The sequence below is a fragment of the Rhizobium sp. LCM 4573 genome (assembly GCF_001854865.1).
Taxonomy (GTDB): Bacteria; Pseudomonadota; Alphaproteobacteria; order Rhizobiales; family Rhizobiaceae; genus Neorhizobium.
Window position 1 is genome coordinate 302,077 of sequence record NZ_MDDW01000026.1, and the last position, 17,828, is coordinate 319,904.

Below are 17,828 nucleotides of genomic sequence, written 5' to 3' on the forward strand. Positions count from 1 at the left end.
ACGACTTTCGCCACCCCAATCGCCGCCGATCTCACCGAAGCCATGCGCCTTGCCATGCTGCGCGCCGATCCCGCACTCAGCCGTTTCGATCCGCTTCCGCGAATCTTATCCTTCGACGATTTCTCGCGCGGTCATTGCGGCTGGTCGCAGCTTGTCGGCAATTACGAGGACAGCCTCGATTCCATGCTGCCGGGTTATGCCCAGCATTCCAGCGCCATGCTTTCGACCCTTGGACATTGGGATGCGGGCTCGCATGGCGGCATGGATTCCTCCTATGCGCTGAAGATCGCCACCAAGCCGCGGCCAGGCGCTCAGAATGTTGCGATCAAGCGACATACGTTTCGCAAGCGCGGGCCTATCCGTTTCGAACTCTTCTTCACCTTCAAACCGGAGGCGGCGGAATTGAAGCTCTCCGAAACGGATGTCCGCTCGGTCGGCTTCCTGTTCGATCTGCAATGCGGAGACCGGGATGGAGATGGCGAACGGGTCATGCCGCATCTGCGCTTCCTGAATGCGCTTGACGGCAAGCACCTGCAGAAATGGCAATACAAGCGCGAGACGACGCATTTCACCTCGATCGGCAGCGAGGACAAGACCGTCAGCCATTACCATCTGTCTCCCGACGGCTGGCTGGATCTGCCGAATGGCGATCAGCGGCTCTGCTACAACGAGATCCCGACCAAGGTGAACTGGAGCTATCTGCGCTTCGATTTCGACCTCGCCTCGATGAAGGCGACCGGGCTGCAATGTAACGACCGCAGCTTCGATCTATCAGGTTTCGATTCCATCCGCATTCCGGCGATGAAGAACCTCTGGTGCATGCTGAACTTCTGCCTGTTCGCGGAAACGGACGTCGCCAAGCGCGCCTTCCTCTACGTCGATTCCATCTGCATATCGGGAGATTTCTGATGCTGCCCGAGAACATCACCGCCGTCGTCGCCCGCAATGAGCGCTGGAGCGGCGAGGCCGCAAGCGAACCTTACGAAGCCGGCTGGGCGCGTGAAGCCATCTTCTTCGTCCGGGCACTGAAGGAGCCCATCGGCACAGCACCGAAAGCCTGGGTGGAGATCTCGCCGGACGGCATGCACTGGATACCGGAAGGAACCGAATTCGTCATGCCATGCGAGCGGGATGGGATCGCAGCGGCGCGTATCCGGCATTTCGGCAACTGGCTGCGCGTTGCCACGCGCTTCGAAGAAGGCGCCGAATGCACCGTTCTGGTGACGGTGCATCTGAAGGCCTGATGCACGACAGACGGTCGGAGGCACGGGCCGCTGCCACCGAAATCTGTCGGCATCACTCCCATTTTGGCTCTCAGGAAAGGAGTTGCGCCGCTTCGCCTTGCTGGGAAAGAAACCTTACGGCTTTCCGATCGAATGAGACAAAAGTTTCGCCACCCAGCCATGTCCCTTCATGGGCCATGATACCGTCGGCGAAATCGCCGCCGGCTTCCAGCATTGCAAGCCCGACCTCGACGGCTGGCCGGTTCATGACGACTTTCCCGGTATCGAGCAATGCGCGAATGGCGGAGGCGATTAGCTCGTTGTCGAAGCTGTAAACCCGGCGCAGCACCCATACGAATTCGCATAGACACGGCAAGGAAACCGCGATCAACGAGGCTTCCTTCAAGATCTTGTCCACGCTGCTGGCTTGCTTGGAATCGTCTCGCACGAGGCCCCGGACGAGGACGCTGGTATCGACGGTGACTTTCACTCTTCGCCCGCCCAGCCGGCGGCCTCGTTCATTTCCTCAATCGTGGCGACTTTCTTGGTCTTGCCAGCAAGCAGGCCAAGGAAGTTGTCTATCGTTCCAGTCGGCCGAGCTGCCCGCAACCGAAGCTCACCGCYGGGCAGTTTTTCAAACTCGATCCGCTCTCCCGGCTTGATGCCAAGGTGTTGCAGCAAATCGCGCTTGAGGGTGACCTGACCTTTTATGGTAACTGCCAACGGTGCCATCGCAACCTCCAAGTTCCATCCGCGAATAAGTAATGTAAAACTTCATTACTGTCAATACTGAGCAGACCTTCAGTTCTCACAGGGCTAGAGGATCGCTTTGATCAACCGAGATAGGCCCCCTGCACGAGCAGTTCCCGCCGGAGATCCTCATACCGGATATAGYGCGGGCTCACGCGGTTGCCGACCGAGAGCGCGGCCGCCACGCCCGCCGCCTGCCCCAGTGCGAAACAGGGCGGCATGACGCGGATGGCGCTCAAGGCCTCGTGGGTGGCCGAAACGGCCCGGCCGGAGACCAGCAGGCCGTCATGGATGCGCGGCAGCATCACACGATAGGGTATCTGATAGACATTTGCGGTCTGCGGCGCCTCGCCCCCGGTACCTCCGCCGGACCCGGCCGGATCGTGGATATCGAGCGGATAGCCGCAGAGTGCCACCACATCTTCGAACGCCCGCCCCGAACGCAGGTCGTCCAGCGTCAGTTCGTAATCGCCTTCGATGCGGCGGGTTTCCCGCACACCGATCTGGGTCGCGGTATCGCGAAGTTCGACATTCTCGAAACCGGGCAGGTTGTTGCGGAAGAAATCGATGAGCGCCATTGTCTGCTCGCGACCCTCGATTTCCGCCAACGACAGCTCCCGTGCATCCGCCCCGTTGCGGCGAAGCACGCGGCCCGTATTGATGCGCCACACACCCGGCTCCATGGTCTTGTAGAGGCCGATACCGCGGCGCGGTGCGGGAAACCGCCCTTCAGCGGTCGCCCTGGCGACGATCGATGCGAAGGGCCTAAAATCCTCCGGGTGGGAGCGGACATAGTCCTCCACCACCTGGTCATCGACGTTCTGAACCCGGAAGAACAGCGTCTGCGGCTGGGCAAGACCGTCGCTGTCTCGTCCCTGGCGGGTAAGAACCCCGGCATAATGGGCGACATCGCCGTCGGCCGAGCAATCGACCACCACCTTGGCCCGGGCCACCTTGAGCCCGCCCTTGCCGGCGCAGACGACGCCGGTCACCCGCGGCATGTCGGTATCGGCACCATCGACGATCGCGTCGACGACCATGGTATGCAGAAGCAATTCCACGCCGGCCTCGACGCACATGCGCTGCGCCACGACCTTGGCGGCTTCCGGCTCGAAGGGCGTGACCTTGTCGTGACCATAGACGATGAAGCCGCAATAGGCCGAACCCGCCGGGATCGTGCTCGGGTGAAGGGCGCCGCCGATCGCCATCATCCGCTGTACGAATTCCTCGTAGACGCCGCGGATGAGCTGCTCGCCGCCGTCCAGCGAATAGGAGGTCATGCAGGGGCCGACGAGACCGGCCGTCAGGTTCCCACCTAGAAAACCGTACCTCTCGACAAGGCTGACCCGCACACCAAGGCGCTGAGCCGCTACCGCAGCCGATAGCCCGGATGGTCCTCCGCCGACGACAAGGACATCCACATCATCGATTTCAGGGATATCTGCCGCATAGGCATAACGCCGCACCGTCTGTTCCATGTCCTCGTTCTCCCCTAGCGAAACATCGACCCGCCATCGACATCGAGCGCCGAGCCATAGGTGAAGCTCGCCGCGTCCGAGCACAGGAAGAGAATGGCGGCCGCCATGTCTTCCGGACGACCCATGCGCCGCATCGGCAGATTGGCCGCGATGCGCTCCTTCAGCGCCGGATCGATATGGGAATGCATCGGCGAATCCGTGGGCCCGGGATTGAGCGCATTGATCCTGACATTCTTGCCCGCCAGTTCGCGGGCAACGGATTTGACCAGCGACAGCGTCGCCGCCTTGGATGCCGCATAGGGCGTATCAGCGATCAATCCGCCACCGCCATGGACCCCCGCATCTGAAGCGACACAAACAATCCTGCCTCCCGCGGGATTGTCGAGCATGCGTTTGACGGCGGCCTGCACGATGAAGAAGGTTCCGAGCAGATTGACGTCGAGGACGCGTCGCCAATGACCCCAATCCTGCTCGAAGATGCGCTTGGCGGTGATGATGGCGGCACAGGTCACGACGTTGTCGAGCCGGGCCAGATTGGCGTCGCAGTAATCGAAAGCTCTTGTAATGCTATCCGGATTGCCGACGTCGACCGTCACCATATGGATCCGGGCGCCCGTTTTCCGCAACTCGGCGCCATAACGTTCCAGGCCCGCCTCATCTCGATCGGCCATGACCACCTCAGCTCCCTTGGCGGCAAAGGCGCGAGCGGTTTCCAGCCCCATCCCGCTCGCAGCGCCGGTGATGAGAACGGATCGGCCGGCGAAGCAGCCGTCGGCAAAGGTCGAATAGGTCTGAGGCATTATCGAAGGTCCTTGGTTGAAGGGTTCCGGAAGTTCGGGACAAACGAAACAGAACTGTCTCGTGGCGATAATCACACAAAACAACTTAGCTACTATGTTATATAGTTGTAAAGATCGGAATTGCGGCAAGACGGTTTTTAACCGCCCATAGGAGCTTGGCTCGCCGCTCGGCATCCGACGGGAATCACCACGACGATACCGGCGCGTGTTTCAGCAGAGTCAGGATGATTTTCGGGGGAGCTTGGGCTAGCGGGCAGGCCAGGTGGAAAGCGCTTGCTCGGCAACAGCCTCCAGCATTTCGCGGCTGAAGCCGGCTTTCGCCTGCACTGCCATGCCGTGAAGGACGGCCATCAGGAATGCCGCAAGAGCATCAGGTCTGGCAGTCTCCGGCAGGTCGCCCTCGGCTTTTGCCCGTTCGAAGCGCTCACGTAGCTGCGCCTCAGCGGCCGCGCGAGCGTCTATCAAGACCTGCCGCACGGGCTCCGCTTCGTCCGATCCTGCCAGGACCCCATTGATAACGAGACACCCAGTATGATCCGCATAGCGCGTGTTGAGGTCGATCGCATTATACAGGATGTGCGTTGCGACCTCGCGGGTGGTCGGAAGCTGAAGAGCCTTTGGAAGATAGTCCAGATATCGCTCGTAATAGCGATCGAGCGCTCGGCCAAACATCGCTTCCTTGTTGCCAAATGCCGAATAAAGGGCAGGTCTTTCAACCCCGGCCGCCTCGGTCAGGTCCGCGTAGGAAGCACCCTCGTACCCCTTGCGCCAGAAGACGCACAACACGGCGTCCAGCGCTTTCTCAACGTCGAATTCGCGATGGCGACCCATCAGTTCAGCTCGGCCACTTTTTCATAATGACCGTTATTAAACCGCTTGACAGCTTCCGTCAACATTTCATAACAATCGTTATCGTAATGAACGTTACGGAATAGACCGTCATCGTCGCCCAAACCGGCAACGATCAACAACCGAAAGGGTTCTTATGTCGAACATATTCAAGGGCAAGGTCGCCCTCATCACCGGCGGCTCGCGCGGGCTTGGCGCCGCAGTGGCGGAGGCGCTTGCCGACCAGGGAGCAGACGTTGCGATCAGCTACGTCGCGTCGGCCGAAAAAGCCGAAGCTGTTGTCGATAAGCTGAACGCAAAGGGTGTGCGCGCTCTCGCGATCCGGAGTGATCAGGCCGACACAGCGGCGGCCAAGCCGCTGGTCGACAAGGTAGTGGCCCATTTCGGCAAGCTCGATATTCTTATCAACAATGCGGCGATCGCAATACAGGGCAAGACGGTTGACGATCCCAACCTCGACACGGTCAATCTCGATCGTCAGTGGCAGATCAACGTCATGGGTGCGGTGGCGACCACGCGCGCGGCCGCGCYGGTGTTGTCGGATGGTGGGCGGATCATCTTCATCGGTTCCGGCCTCGGCAGTCRTGTCCCGTTTCCGGGCGTGGCGGACTATGCAGGCACCAAGGCGGCAATCGCAGGCTATGCGAAAGGTGTCCAGCGTGACCTTGGCCCGCGCAACATCACCGTAACCGTCGTGCAGCCGGGCATCATGCCGACCGACATGGCGTCGGCCGTCGCCGACAAGCTACCCGAGGCGATCATGGATCTTCACGCAATTCGCCGGATCGCAACGCTTGAGGAAGTGGCGGCGACCGTTTGCTTCCTGGCCGGCCCTGACGCGGGCTACATCGGTGGCGGCGTCATCGACGTGGCCGGCGGTTTCCAGATCTGAGCGTCGAAAATCTCCGACAGGCGCGATCAATGCTTGACCGGCCAAAAAGGAAAGCACCCGTTTGGATCCATGGATCCAAAGTCGATTTTCRGTGAGCTGCGAGATGAGATTGAGGCGGGTGAACTGCCACCAGGCTCAATTCTCAAACAGGAATTGATCGCCGAGCGCTTCGGGGTCAGCCGACAGCCCGTCCGGCAGGCCTTGGAGCGATTACTGGGAAGTGGCTTGGTCGTGCGTCGTCCCGATCGGAGTCTGGCGGTAGCGATCCTCTCAAAACGGGAAGCGACTGAGCTCTCCGAGCTTCGGGCTATCGCAGCTCTGGAGCTGTCGCTCCCGCTGCTCTCGCCAGCGGCCTTGCGAGCGGCCGAAAAGCTCAACGACGAACTGATCGCGGAATACGATCCGGTGCGAATTCTGGAGCTCGACCAGCAGTTCACCTCACCCTGTATAGTGGGTGCAAGAATACTCGGTTGCTTAAAACCATAACGATGCTCCGACGGGAATCGCGGCGGTCTACTCTTCACCAAAAACCTGGTGCCCAGGAGCGCTCAGACTTTTCGAGGAGCACGCCGCGATCGTTGCAGCTTGTGCGAAGCAGGATCTCCACGCCGCCACCCTACACCTTCGCCGTCACCTCACACAAACGACAGCAAGACTTCTTTCCATGCCGACAGAGGATGATCTGAGATGAAAATGACCGTCGAAGTACATTGGGAGCGAGAAGGAGCGGTCTTCACTGACAAGCGCTATAGCCGCGCGCATACGTGGCGCTTGACGGTGGCCATGTCGTGCCGGCGTCGGCTTCCCCGCATATCGTTCCGCTTCCTTATTCCGTGGAAGCCAATGTCGATCCGGAGGAGGCCTATATCGCAGCGATTTCCAGCTGCCACATACTGACTTTTCTCTCGCTTGCGGCGCCTAGGGGGATCGTCGTCGAGAGCTATACCGACAAGGCGGTCGGCGTGATGGAGAAGGTGGACGGAAAATTGGTCGTCAGCCGCGTCGATCTTAATCCGACCATCGTCTACGTCGGGGAGCAGCCGAACGCCGCAATGCAAGCGGAACTGCATCACTCGGCGCACGAACAATGCTTCATCGCCAACTCCGTCAAGACGGAAATCCAGGTAGCTGGCCTCGGTCAATGACATCGGCCGGATGCCGCCCATCTGAGGTCTGATTGTCCCTGAGCCCGAATATGCTTCACAGCCGTACTCCCGCCGGATTCGTAAACTTCGTCTGAGATCGCTTTTCATCGAAGAAGAAGCTCGCTATGTTCCACTTTTGTTCAACGGGTGCTGTGTAGTGATCAGCGTCCAAGGAAGCCACGAGCGACGGAATGACGGCAGCCTATCTCGAGAAGCTCAACGATCGGCAGAGGCAGGCGGTCGAACACGGGATTGGTTTGCCRGAAAGCAGGATCGGCGGTCCGCTTTTGATCATCGCAGGCGCCGGTTCGGGAAAGACAAACACTCTTGCACATCGGGTCGCCCACCTCATCGTCAACGGAGCCGACCCGCGCCGCATCCTGCTGATGACCTTCTCTCGCCGGGCCGCGACGGAGATGACCCGCCGAGTGCAGCGGATTTGCCGACAGGTCCTTGGTGACACCTCGCCAATCATGACAGACGCGCTGGCCTGGGCAGGAACATTCCACGGGGTGGGTGCACGGCTCCTGCGGATCTACGCCGAGCAGATCGGCCTGAACGCCGACTTCAGTATCCATGATCGTGAGGACTCCGCCGACCTGATGAACCTTGTCCGACATGAACTTGGGTTCTCAAAGACGGAAAGCCGCTTCCCTACAAAAGGCACCTGCCTCGCCATCTATTCGCGCGTCGTTAATTCGGAAAGTTCCGTCATGGACGTGCTCAAGTCCTCATATCCCTGGGTGGTCAATTGGGAGCAGCAGCTCAAGGTACTGTTCGCAGGATATGTCGAGGCGAAGCAGGTGCAAAACGTCCTCGACTACGACGACCTCCTTCTCTATTGGGCGCAGATGGCCTCCGATCCCGATCTTGYCGACGATATCGGCAATCGCTTCGACCACGTCCTCGTCGACGAATATCAGGATACGAACCGCCTTCAGGCATCGATCCTGTTCTCGCTTAAACCAGGCGGACGGGGCCTCACTGTCGTCGGTGACGACGCCCAGTCGATCTACTCGTTTCGAGCCGCGACCATTCGCAACATCCTCGACTTCCCGAACGAGTTCTCTCCCCAACCGGCGGATGTGATTACTCTGGAGAGGAACTACCGCTCGACGCAGCCCATTCTGGCGGCCGCGAACGGCGTTATCGATCTAGCAAGGGAGCGGTTTACGAAGAACCTGTGGTCGGATCGGCAGTCGGAGCAGCGGCCTCTTCTGGTGACCGTGAAGGACGAGGCTGATCAGGCCAACTACATCGTCGAGCAGGTGCTCGCAAACCGGGAGGTCGGCATTCCACTGAAGAGTCAGGCCGTGCTGTTCCGCTCCGCCAGCCATAGTGGAAATATCGAAGTGGAACTCACACGGCGCAACATTCCCTTCGTCAAATTCGGCGGCCTGAAATTCCTCGATTCCGCCCACGTCAAGGATTTACTGGCCGTGTTGCGTTTCGCCCAGAACCCACGCGACCGTGTGGCAGGCTTTCGCCTTCTACAGATGCTGCCCGGTGTCGGCCCTCTAACGGCGGGGAAGATCCTCGACACGATCGCCGCTGATCCGGAACCACTGCAGTCGCTTGCGGAAATCCCCCCGCCGCCGAAGAGCGGCGAAGCCTGGCCCGCTTTTGTGACGCTGCTTTCAGCGCTGCGCAAAGCGGAAGCGGGATGGCCGGGAGAGATAGCACTCGCGCGAACCTGGTACGAACCGCATCTCGAGCGGATCCATGAAGATGCTGATACACGCAAGGCAGACCTGCTGCAGCTTGAACAGATAGCAAACGGCTACGCTAACCGCGAACGTTTCCTGACCGAGTTGACGCTGGATCCACCGGACGCAACCAGCGATAAGGCCGGCGCGCCGCTTTTGGATGAGGACTACCTGATCCTGTCCACCATTCATTCCGCCAAGGGACAGGAATGGCGGTCGGTCTTCATGCTGAATGTAGTGGATGGATGCATCCCATCGGATCTTGGGGTCGGAACAACTGCAGAAATCGAGGAGGAACGTCGCCTCCTTTACGTCGGGATGACTCGCGCGCGCGACAGCCTCACACTTCTGACGCCACAGCGGTTTTTCACCGGCGGCCAGAATGCGCAAGGCGACCGTCACGTCTATGCCTCGAGGACCCGCTTCATCCCCGCGACCCTGCTGCAGTTCTTCGAGGCGACCACCTGGCCCAAGATCAGTGCATCGGCCGGAGAACGCAGCGCGCGCCAGGTCAGGGTGGATATCGGCGCCCGGATGCGCGCGATGTGGAAGTGATGGCTGGCCTGGCTTCGGGCAGGTTGCCGAGCGGATCCGCAAGATCGTTTACGCTAATTTCATTTCATTGGAGGTTTGCGGTGCAACCCTCAAGCGGGGGCTGTGCCATGGTGCTTCATGGAACTGAACACCGTGGTTATCGTCCACATGCAACTCGGCGATAAAACGCTACATCGAATAACGCCTCATTCAAGACGCCTTCGAGCCAGGATCAGCAAACAGAGGGGGGCGATCACTTCGCAAACGGGATGATCGCCCGCCGTATGCTCGAAACGGCGGTTTTAGGACAGCGGAGCTTTAAACCCGCATTTCTTTTTCCCACCAGCCGCGGGTGTTCACGTTGGCGGCGTCGGCGAGAGCTTCCAGTTCCGCGATGTCACCGCTGGTAAGCGTGAGGCTGCCGGCTCGGGTGAGACCATCGACATGGCGGGGCTTGGTAACGCCGATGATCGGCGTGGCCCCCTTGGCGATAGCCCACGCGGTCGCGACATCGGGCGCTGCCACACCTTGGCTCTGGCCGATCAAGGCGAGCTTGTCCGTCAGCGCCTTCAGCTGAGGCAGTATGCCATTGTAAGTCTCCGCCCGGCTGCTGCCTTCCGGCAGCGGGTTCTCTGGACTGTACTTGCCGCTCAGGGCGCCCTGTTCAAGCACCATATAGGCGAAGAACGGGACGCCGTGGTTGCGGCAATAGTCCAGGATGCCGGCCTGTTCAGAGCTGCGGTAGAGGAGACTATAGTGGTTCTGGACGGCTTCGACCCGGAACCCGGCTTCGCCCAGGATCCGGTCGGCGAGCTTGATTTCGCTCAGGTTGTGATTAGAGACGCCGACGTGGTTGACCTTCCCGCTCTTGAGCAACGGGATCAGGTGCGGTGTCCACCGCGCCACATCGGCTGGATTGTGGATCCAGTAGAGGTCGATGTAGTCGGTGCCGAGGCGGGCCAGGCTTTGTTCCAGCATGTCCGCAACCGGATCGCCGCCGGTTCCCGCGGCCTGCGGGGTGAACTTCGTGGAGAGCTGGTAGCCGCTGCGCGCGAAGCGCTTCAGAACTTCGCCGAGTACAGTCTCCGATCGGCCCATGCCGTACACAATGGCGGTGTCCCAGAGGCTGAAGCCTGCCGCATGCGCCTTGTCGGCGAGCTCTTCCAGGCCAGCCTGAGTGATGCTGCTGCCGAAATAGCCGTTGCCGCTCTCGCCAATGTCGCCCCAGGCCCAGGTGCCCAGTGCTACGGTGGGTGTCTTCAGTTTATCGATCTTCATGTTTGCTCCATGTTTGTTCCGCGGCCGGGATTGTTGTGAGCCAGGCGCCGCTGACACTTTGATGCGCGGTGACCCCGAACCGTTAGCCCGATGCGCCGGAATTCCTGCCTGATTCTCCGGAATCCACGCGTTCGCATTGCCGCGCTTGCGCGCGCGTGCGATGGTCCGTTCCCATGGAAACACTGACGGAAATTGCGGCCATAATTGCCCGGCACGTCTCGAATGATGGCTTCCACGCCACCCCCATCGAACGCTTGACGCTTGTTCGATCCTCCACGGTGACCATGCCGATGCCGAATGTTTTACGGCCGCAATTGTGCCTCGTCGCGCAGGGTCGCAAGGAGGTCACGCTGGGCGACCGCGTGTTCGGATATGAACCGGGGCGCTATGGGGTCGTGACCTACGACCTGCCGGCGATAGGCCACGTGATCGAGGCGACGCCTGGCAAGCCCTATCTCTGCCTGTACCTCGATTTCGATCCGGTCATGCTGGGGGATTTGGCGCTGCGCGTGCCGCGGCCGGGAGCGCCATCTCCGCCCATTGGCAAAACGGTGTCCGACGCCGGCACCGATCTGCTCGACGCAGTTCTGCGCCTGTTGCGCCTGCTCAACGATCCGGCAGCGCTGCCCGTACTCGGGCCACTTGCCGAACAGGAAATTCTTTATCGTCTGCTCGCCGGCCCCGAGGGCGCCAGGATGCGCCACATCACCTCCGGCCAGGGTCGGGTGGCTCAGGTCGGCCGCGCCATCGCCTGGATCGGGAAGAATTTCAGGGAACGCTTCAGCATCGAGCGACTTGCCACGGAAGTCGGTATGAGCCCGTCGAGCCTGCACGAGCATTTTCGCGCCGTGACGGCGATGACGCCGCTGCAATTCCAGAAGCAGCTGAGACTCCAGGACGCGCGCAGCCTGATGCTGGTTCAGGATCTCGATGTCACGACCGCCGCCTTGCGCGTGGGTTACGAAAGCGCCTCGCAGTTCAGTCGCGAATATCGCCGCCACTTTGGAGAACCGCCTGCGCGTGACATAGCCCGCCTGCGCGCCTCACCGGGCTTGGCAGTGGTCGCGTAAGTTCAGTTTACTGGCATCCACGTCTCAACGTTTAGTCCAAAGCGTCAGGGCGGCTCGTTAGATCTCTTCTGCCTCAGAGCGGAGGTATTTATGCTGACTATTCAACCTTTCTTGGTCCAATAGTGGTCCGATATATTTTGATTGTTACGAATGATGTAAGCGGCGATATCCGGGTCTCCATCGGCAAAGGTGTGAGGATCGGCGCCGCATAACAGCAAAAATAGCTTTTGATGTGCAACGGCAGCGAAGTATTCGTATGCCGGTGGCTTTTCCTGCGATCCGGTTACCTGGACCTCTTCGGCGGCTTGATTGGTGGCATCTTCAAGCGCTTTGTAAATCGTGGCCAATAGAGCTCGCTCGGCTTTATCTTGAATGTCGACGAATTGCCTTTGTGCCGGGGTAAGAGTCGGGCAGCTATTGCTCATTTAGTTCTTTCCTCGTGCGCCTAGTTCAGTGCTGAAGGGCATCCGGTGCCATGTGATTGCGTCTGCAATGAGCCTGAAGCGCATCATCCACTCAGTGAGTTCGCACCATCAGGACGAGCATTGTCTACACCAGCATTGGGCGCCATTTCAGGAAATCGTCATCGTCGCGGCGAGTTCAGAGCAAACCTTTAACCGTCTACAAACGCCTTGCGCCTGAACACTTCCGCAAGAAGCCGCGTTCCCTGATCCGCTTCCGGTTCCGAAAGCGCCGAAAATCCGAGCAGCAGTCTCGACGTATCGGTGGAGAGCACGTTCATCCGCGAAAGCGGCATAACGACGACCCCCCTCTTCAGAGCCGCGGAGGAAACGGCGGTGTCATTACGCCAGGTTCCTGTGCTTTTGACCGTGAGGTTGATCCCCTGATCCGGCAGCAGCACATGGATATGTTCGGCCATGCGCTCGGTCAGGAAACCCGCCAACATGTCGCGTGAGGCGCGAAGTCGTTCCCGCAGACGGCGGAGATGCGCAGGAAAATAACCCTCTTCGAGGAAATCCGCGATCACTTTCTGCTGGAAAGTCGGGGGGCAGCGGTCGACCGCCGGGCGCACGGCCCTGAACGCACCGACCAGATCGACCGGAACTACGAGATAGCCGATCCTGAGGCTCGGCAACAGGGCCTTGCTGAACGTGCCGGTGTAGAGAACCCGATTGGCCTTGTCGAGGCCGTGGAGCGAGGCGATCGGATGCCCCTGATATCGAAACTCGCTGTCGTAGTCATCCTCGACGATCCAACAGTCGTTTTCCTCGGCATAGGCAAGGAGGCCGAGCCTTCGCGAAAGCGAGAGGACCGACCCAATCGGATATTGGTTTGAGGGCGTCACGTAGAAGACGGAGGGCGGCGGCATGGCGCCGGCCATCAGGCTTTCCATGTCGAGTCCGTCCTGATCGACGCGAAGGCCGACGACGTTGATACCGTTCAGCGCCAGGCATTGCCTGGCGGGCGGATAGCACGGGTCTTCCACGACGGCCGTATCGCCCGGCGTCATCAGCACGCGAAAGGCAAGGTCGAGCGCCTGCTGCGTTCCAGCCGTGATAAAAATCTGATCGGGCGCACAGCACACGCCGCGCGAGACAGCAAGATGCACGCTGATGGCTGCGCGCAACGTCTTTTCGCCCTGAATGTCTCCATAGCCTTCGAAGGCATAGTTCATGTGGCGGGCCGCAATGCGGTTCAAGAGCCGTGCCGTTCGTTCGTCGTGGGCGATACGCCCGGTGACGAATGGCAAAGTCTTCTGCGGCTCGAGGCTCGGACCGCGAGTGAGGATCGCCGTTGCCGCGGCCGACACGCCGCGGCGGATCGGATATGCGCCCTCCCCGCCCGGCTGCTCGACAGGCGCGACGCCTTCTGGAATGGAGGACGCGATATAGGTGCCAGACCCGTGACGGGCGACGGCGAAACCTTCCGCAATCAGAATTTCATAGGCCTCCGCAATGACGCCGCGGGAAATCTTCCACTCCGCCGATGCGAGACGAGTTGATGGCAGCCGCTGTCCGGCCGCGAGCCGTTTCTCCGCTACGGCGTTTCTCAGCGAGAGATAAAGCTGCCTTGGCAAGGGCGCGGCGGACGAAGCGTCGATCAAGGGCTGAAATCCCGCGGAAGGCCCTTCACGCCGCCTCTTCAGTGTCATGTGCAGTTCCCAAGTGGCTCACGCGCCACGGATAAAGTGGCTCTGTCATATTCCAAATATCTGCACTTACAATGAGCCACTTGCAAGCGGCATAACGAAAAAGACATGGATCGTCGGAAGCTCAATATGCCTCCTCATCGACTTTCCTCCGGGAGATTCTCATGAATCCAACCATGACAAGGCTGCGCATCGCCGTGCTTTTCGGCGGCCGTTCCAGCGAGCACGACGTTTCCGTCATGTCGGGCACCAACGTGATGCGGGCGCTCGATCCGCAGAAATATGACGCACTGCCCGTGTTCGTCACCCGCGAGGGGCGATGGCTGCAAAGCCGCTTCGGCAATGGTGAACTCGACCGGCCCGTGGCCGGTATTGAAATCTGCCTCGTACCGGGCGGGCACGGCCGTTTCCTGACGATCGGACCTGACGGAAAGGCCGCCGAAGGCGGCAGGATCGACATTCTCTTTCCCGTTCTCCATGGTCTGCACGGAGAGGACGGCGCGGTGCAAGGCCTTTGCGAAGTGGCGCGCGTGCCGTTGGTGGGCTGCGGCATCCTCGGCTCGGCGGCAGCACTCGACAAGGATATCGCCAAGCAGCTTCTGAACGCGGCCGGACTGCCGGTTGCCCGGTCGGTGACGATCCATCAGGAAGCGCCGCCCCTCCTGGAGGAACTTGAAAGTCAGCTCGGCCTGCCGCTGTTCATCAAGCCCGCCCGGCAGGGGTCGTCGGTCGGCGTCAGAAAGGTCTCCGGCAGCCAGGAATTCGCGCCAGCGCTCGCCGAGGCATTCGGGCATGATCGCRAACTGCTCGCCGAAGAATTCATCGCCGGGCGCGAGATCGAATGCAGCGTATTGGAAGACACGAAAAGTGGCCTCTTCGTTTCACGCCCGGGCGAGATCGTACCGGCCGAGAGCCACGGCTTCTACAGCTATGACGCCAAGTATATCGATGAGGCCGGAGCGGCGCTGAAAGTGCCTGCGGAGCTTCCCCCGGAGGTCGAAGAAAGGATACGCGACATGGCGGCCCGCGCCTTCCGCGCACTCGGCTGCGATGGCATGGCACGCATCGATTTCTTCCTGATGGAAGACATGCGTTTCGTCGTCAACGAGGTGAACACCATCCCGGGCTTTACCGATATCAGCATGTATTCAAAGGCGATGGCCGCAAGCGGCGTCAGCTATTCGGAAATCATCGACCGGCTGGTTGAGCACGGCATGGCGAGAGCTGTGTAAGAAAGCTCACACAGAGCGAATCGTTCTCATCTCACCCAACGCGGCTGGTTCTGTCGACGCTTCCGCCTTCAGCCACTCGAGGAAAGCATCGATTGGTTCGAACTGAGAAACGTCCGGGAGCGCCACCGCATAGTAGGCAAAATCGGTCGGCCAAGTGATGTTGAGTGCCAGCGCGAGTCGGCCTGCTTCAATCTCCTCCATCGCGTATGTGTCGCGCACCAGTGCCAGACCCTGACCAGCAATAGCGGAACGGATCAGCAGCAGATCGTCATCGAACGATGGCCCGCGATCCGCCCTTGGATCGACTGGGACACCTAATGCACTGAACCAGAGCCGCCAATCCGCCCGGTCGGAATCCTGCAAGAGCGGCCAGTTCAGGCAATCGGCCGGTGCGTGGATTTTCGGGCCGGCGGCGAGCAAGGCGGGAGAGGCGACCGGCAGGAAGACCGGAGCCATCAGGCGCTCGATCCTGAGGCCGGGATAGTGCCCGAGCCCATGGCGGATGGCGATATCCACCCTGTCGCGGCGCAGATCAACCAAGGCGGAACTTGCCTCGACCCGCACCTCCACATCGGGATGTTTTGCCGTGAAGCGCCCCAGACGAGGAACCAGCCACGAGGCCGCGAAAGAAGGCACGGTGCTGATCGTCAATGTTGGCCGGGCGCGCGCAGCCTCCAGCCTTTCCATGCTGCGGCTGATCTGGTCGAAGGCCGCCAATAGCGCGGGATGCGCCTCGGCGCCTGCCGCGGTCAGATCGACTCCATAGCGGGTCCGCGTGAAGAGCGGAATACCCACGCGCTCCTCCAGAAGACGGATCTGCTGGCTGACGGCACCCGGCGTTACCCCCATCGCCTCGGCGGCACGCTTCACGCTGCGGTGACGTCCGGTTTCGACAAAGGCACGCAGGGCCAGAAGGGGAAGAACGGGGTTCATAGTTTAGATTTCCTAATACCTTACACCAGATCCTATCGTTTTAGATATGAATGTTTTCAGCATATTAGAGAAGTCGTCCCGAGCTCAAAAGAGGAGCCTGGCTCAATGAAGAAGGATGACCAATGATCTCGGCACCCGCATGCTGACGCTTTACACCGATGCCTCGCCCAATGGTTTCAAGATCACCATCGCGCTGGAGGAACTCGGCYTGCCATGGCGCCTCGTCCATGTCCGTATAGACAAGGGCGAACACCGGGCGCCGGAGTTCCTGGCTCTAAACCCGCATGGGCGCATTCCTGTGCTGTCGGATGACGCGACGGGCGTCGTCCTTTTCGAATCCGCCGCGATCCTGCTTTATCTCGCAGAGATGAGCGGCAGGCTTCTCCCCGATGGCCTTGCCCGCTGGGAAGCGATCAAATGGCTGCAGTTCCATGCCGCCAGCATGGGTCCGATCTTGGGCCAACGGGTGCATTTCGAGATCTTCGCGGATGAGAAGATCTCCCCGGCCATCGACCGATATCGCCGACTGAGTGAAGAGGCTTTCGCCACGATGGACGCCCGATTGGCTGAGAATAAATGGCTTGCGGGTAACGACTATTCCATCGCCGACATAGCGACCTTCGGCTGGACCCATATCGCGGAGGTCTGTGGCTTTTCCTTCGCCCGTTACCGTCATGTGTTGCGCTGGCACGCGCAGGTGGCCGCCCGGCCCGCAGTGCAACGCGGCATCACCCTGCCTGAACCCGCGATTACCCCTTGAAAGGACAATTCGATGCAAACCGATTATCACCCGCAGGACGTAATTCCGGGCGGCGCTTCCGCCGGCGCCTTCGCCAGCCATCCGGGCTATCGTCGCATGTTCGCACCGAACCGGCTGACCCTCGGCATCTTCCTTCCTCTGCGGTTCTGGCAAGGAGACATGGGAGTATTGCAGTCACAGGGGGACCTCGTAGCAGAGATCGATCGGCTTGGCTTTGCCGCCGTCTGGCTGCGCGATGTGCCACTCTTCGATCCGGGGTTTGGCGACGCCGGGCAGGTGTTCGACCCTTTCACCTATATGGCCTGGCTGGCTGCCCAGACCTCTCGTGTCTCGCTGGCGACGGGAAGCGCGGTGTTTTCGCTGCGCCATCCGATCGATCTGGCGAAAATGGCCACCACCATCGACCACCTCTCGGGCGGTCGACTGATCATGGGCATTGCTTCGGGTGACCGTCCGGTGGAGTTTCCCGCCTACGGCATCGACTTCGAAAACCGTGCAGTCCGGTTTGCCGAGGCCGTTTACTGGTTCCGCCAACTGGTCGGCCAGGATAGGCCTGCATTGCGAGGACATCTCGGCACGCTGCAAGGCGCGGACATGTTCCCGAAGGCTGCGACGGGTCGCATCCCGCTCATTATGACCGGATCGAGCCGCCAGTCTCCGGACTGGATCGCCGCCCATGCCGACGGCTGGCTGACCTACCCGCAGGCCACCCATAACTCGGAGGGACCGAAGCGCCTGGCGCAAAACCTTCAAGCCTGGCGAGCGCGCATACCCGATCGTGGTTTTCGCCCACATATGACCAATGAATGGCTGGATCTGGTCGAGGATGCGGATTTCCCCCGCACGCCTCTACGCGGGGGCTTCGTGCTACGCACGGGACGCAAGGGATTGATCGACCTCCTGGGCGAGTGGCGGGAGGCGGGAGTGAACCACGCCGCACTCGGCATCCAGTTCGCAGAGCGTCCGGCGGCGGAGATCATCCAGGAACTGGCTGAGGACGTTTTGCCGCTTTTTCCCTCCCATGAGGGTCCAGCGCCTTTGACGGCTCGATGGTGAGCAGGCCGGAGA

General features: G+C 60.6%; 18 protein-coding genes and 1 pseudogene. 10 read left to right on the forward strand and 9 right to left on the reverse strand.

Annotated elements, in window-relative coordinates:
* The first annotated feature begins 42 nt into the window (after positions 1–42).
* Complete coding sequence (locus tag LCM4573_RS20520; RefSeq protein WP_071008527.1) at positions 43–909, forward strand: DUF6772 family protein; 867 nt, start codon at positions 43–45, stop codon at positions 907–909.
* A complete protein-coding gene (locus tag LCM4573_RS20525; RefSeq protein ID WP_071008223.1) occupies positions 909–1,244 on the forward strand; it encodes a hypothetical protein in 336 nt (111 codons plus the stop codon). Before LCM4573_RS20520 ends, LCM4573_RS20525 begins: the two co-directional genes overlap by 1 nt.
* A gap of 70 nt (positions 1,245–1,314) precedes the next feature.
* Here LCM4573_RS20525 and LCM4573_RS20530 read toward each other — a convergent pair whose 3' ends face one another.
* The 5 genes from LCM4573_RS20530 to LCM4573_RS20550 all read right to left on the reverse strand — a co-directional run bounded on the left by LCM4573_RS20530 (position 1,315) and on the right by LCM4573_RS20550 (position 5,082).
* Positions 1,315–1,713: a type II toxin-antitoxin system VapC family toxin gene (locus LCM4573_RS20530; RefSeq protein ID WP_071008224.1), complete on the reverse strand. Its 399-nt coding sequence runs from the start codon at positions 1,711–1,713 to the stop codon at positions 1,315–1,317.
* On the reverse strand, positions 1,710–1,955 hold the full coding sequence (locus LCM4573_RS20535) for an AbrB/MazE/SpoVT family DNA-binding domain-containing protein (protein ID WP_071008225.1): 246 nt from the start codon (positions 1,953–1,955) through the stop codon (positions 1,710–1,712). Before LCM4573_RS20535 ends, LCM4573_RS20530 begins: the two co-directional genes overlap by 4 nt.
* A gap of 101 nt (positions 1,956–2,056) precedes the next feature.
* Positions 2,057–3,451, reverse strand: a complete 1,395-nt coding sequence (locus tag LCM4573_RS20540) for an FAD-dependent oxidoreductase (protein WP_071008226.1) — start codon at positions 3,449–3,451, stop codon at positions 2,057–2,059.
* A 14-nt stretch (positions 3,452–3,465) separates the two neighbouring features.
* Entirely contained in the window at positions 3,466–4,251 is a 786-nt protein-coding gene (locus LCM4573_RS20545; RefSeq protein ID WP_083347553.1) for an SDR family NAD(P)-dependent oxidoreductase, read from the reverse strand.
* 246 nt (positions 4,252–4,497) lie between these two features.
* Positions 4,498–5,082, reverse strand: a complete 585-nt coding sequence (locus LCM4573_RS20550; RefSeq protein WP_071008227.1) for a TetR/AcrR family transcriptional regulator — start codon at positions 5,080–5,082, stop codon at positions 4,498–4,500.
* Positions 5,083–5,236: 154 nt separating this feature from the next.
* On the opposite strand from LCM4573_RS20550, the gene LCM4573_RS20555 reads away from it, so the two are divergent.
* From LCM4573_RS20555 to LCM4573_RS20570, 4 genes and pseudogenes are all read left to right on the forward strand, one after another.
* Positions 5,237–5,992 carry an SDR family NAD(P)-dependent oxidoreductase gene (locus tag LCM4573_RS20555; protein ID WP_071008228.1) on the forward strand — a complete coding sequence of 252 codons (756 nt, stop codon included), beginning with the start codon at positions 5,237–5,239 and terminating at the stop codon, positions 5,990–5,992.
* A 33-nt stretch (positions 5,993–6,025) separates the two neighbouring features.
* On the forward strand, positions 6,026–6,478 hold the full coding sequence (locus tag LCM4573_RS20560) for a GntR family transcriptional regulator (protein ID WP_244505376.1): 453 nt from the start codon (positions 6,026–6,028) through the stop codon (positions 6,476–6,478).
* 201 nt (positions 6,479–6,679) lie between these two features.
* Positions 6,680–7,137: pseudogene (locus tag LCM4573_RS20565) on the forward strand (OsmC family protein).
* A gap of 191 nt (positions 7,138–7,328) precedes the next feature.
* The gene (locus LCM4573_RS20570) at positions 7,329–9,398 is read left to right on the forward strand and encodes an ATP-dependent helicase (protein ID WP_071008229.1); all 2,070 of its coding nucleotides are present in this window, start codon (positions 7,329–7,331) and stop codon (positions 9,396–9,398) included.
* Positions 9,399–9,695: 297 nt separating this feature from the next.
* Here LCM4573_RS20570 and LCM4573_RS20575 read toward each other — a convergent pair whose 3' ends face one another.
* Positions 9,696–10,655 (reverse strand): aldo/keto reductase, encoded by a 960-nt coding sequence (locus tag LCM4573_RS20575; RefSeq protein WP_071008230.1) that lies wholly within the window; start codon positions 10,653–10,655, stop codon positions 9,696–9,698.
* 173 nt (positions 10,656–10,828) lie between these two features.
* Here LCM4573_RS20575 and LCM4573_RS20580 point away from each other — a divergent pair, with 173 nt between their 5' ends.
* Positions 10,829–11,725, forward strand: a complete 897-nt coding sequence (locus LCM4573_RS20580) for an AraC family transcriptional regulator (RefSeq protein ID WP_071008231.1) — start codon at positions 10,829–10,831, stop codon at positions 11,723–11,725.
* A gap of 101 nt (positions 11,726–11,826) precedes the next feature.
* Here LCM4573_RS20580 and LCM4573_RS20585 read toward each other — a convergent pair whose 3' ends face one another.
* Positions 11,827–12,150, reverse strand: coding sequence for a hypothetical protein (locus LCM4573_RS20585; protein ID WP_071008232.1), 324 nt, complete (start codon positions 12,148–12,150; stop codon positions 11,827–11,829).
* Between the two features lie 188 nt (positions 12,151–12,338).
* Positions 12,339–13,838 (reverse strand): PLP-dependent aminotransferase family protein, encoded by a 1,500-nt coding sequence (locus tag LCM4573_RS20590; protein WP_071008233.1) that lies wholly within the window; start codon positions 13,836–13,838, stop codon positions 12,339–12,341.
* Positions 13,839–13,999: 161 nt separating this feature from the next.
* On the opposite strand from LCM4573_RS20590, the gene LCM4573_RS20595 reads away from it, so the two are divergent.
* Complete coding sequence (locus tag LCM4573_RS20595; protein ID WP_071008234.1) at positions 14,000–15,067, forward strand: D-alanine--D-alanine ligase family protein; 1,068 nt, start codon at positions 14,000–14,002, stop codon at positions 15,065–15,067.
* 6 nt (positions 15,068–15,073) lie between these two features.
* Here the strand turns inward: LCM4573_RS20595 and gcvA are convergent, their stop codons facing one another.
* Positions 15,074–16,000, reverse strand: coding sequence for a transcriptional regulator GcvA (gene gcvA / locus LCM4573_RS20600; RefSeq protein ID WP_071008235.1), 927 nt, complete (start codon positions 15,998–16,000; stop codon positions 15,074–15,076).
* Between the two features lie 115 nt (positions 16,001–16,115).
* Between gcvA and LCM4573_RS20605 the strand changes: the two genes are divergently transcribed.
* Both LCM4573_RS20605 and LCM4573_RS20610 read left to right on the forward strand, forming a co-directional pair.
* The gene (locus LCM4573_RS20605; RefSeq protein ID WP_244505377.1) at positions 16,116–16,760 is read left to right on the forward strand and encodes a glutathione S-transferase family protein; all 645 of its coding nucleotides are present in this window, start codon (positions 16,116–16,118) and stop codon (positions 16,758–16,760) included.
* 12 nt (positions 16,761–16,772) lie between these two features.
* Positions 16,773–17,816, forward strand: coding sequence for an LLM class oxidoreductase (locus tag LCM4573_RS20610; RefSeq protein WP_071008236.1), 1,044 nt, complete (start codon positions 16,773–16,775; stop codon positions 17,814–17,816).
* Positions 17,817–17,828 lie beyond the last annotated feature (12 nt).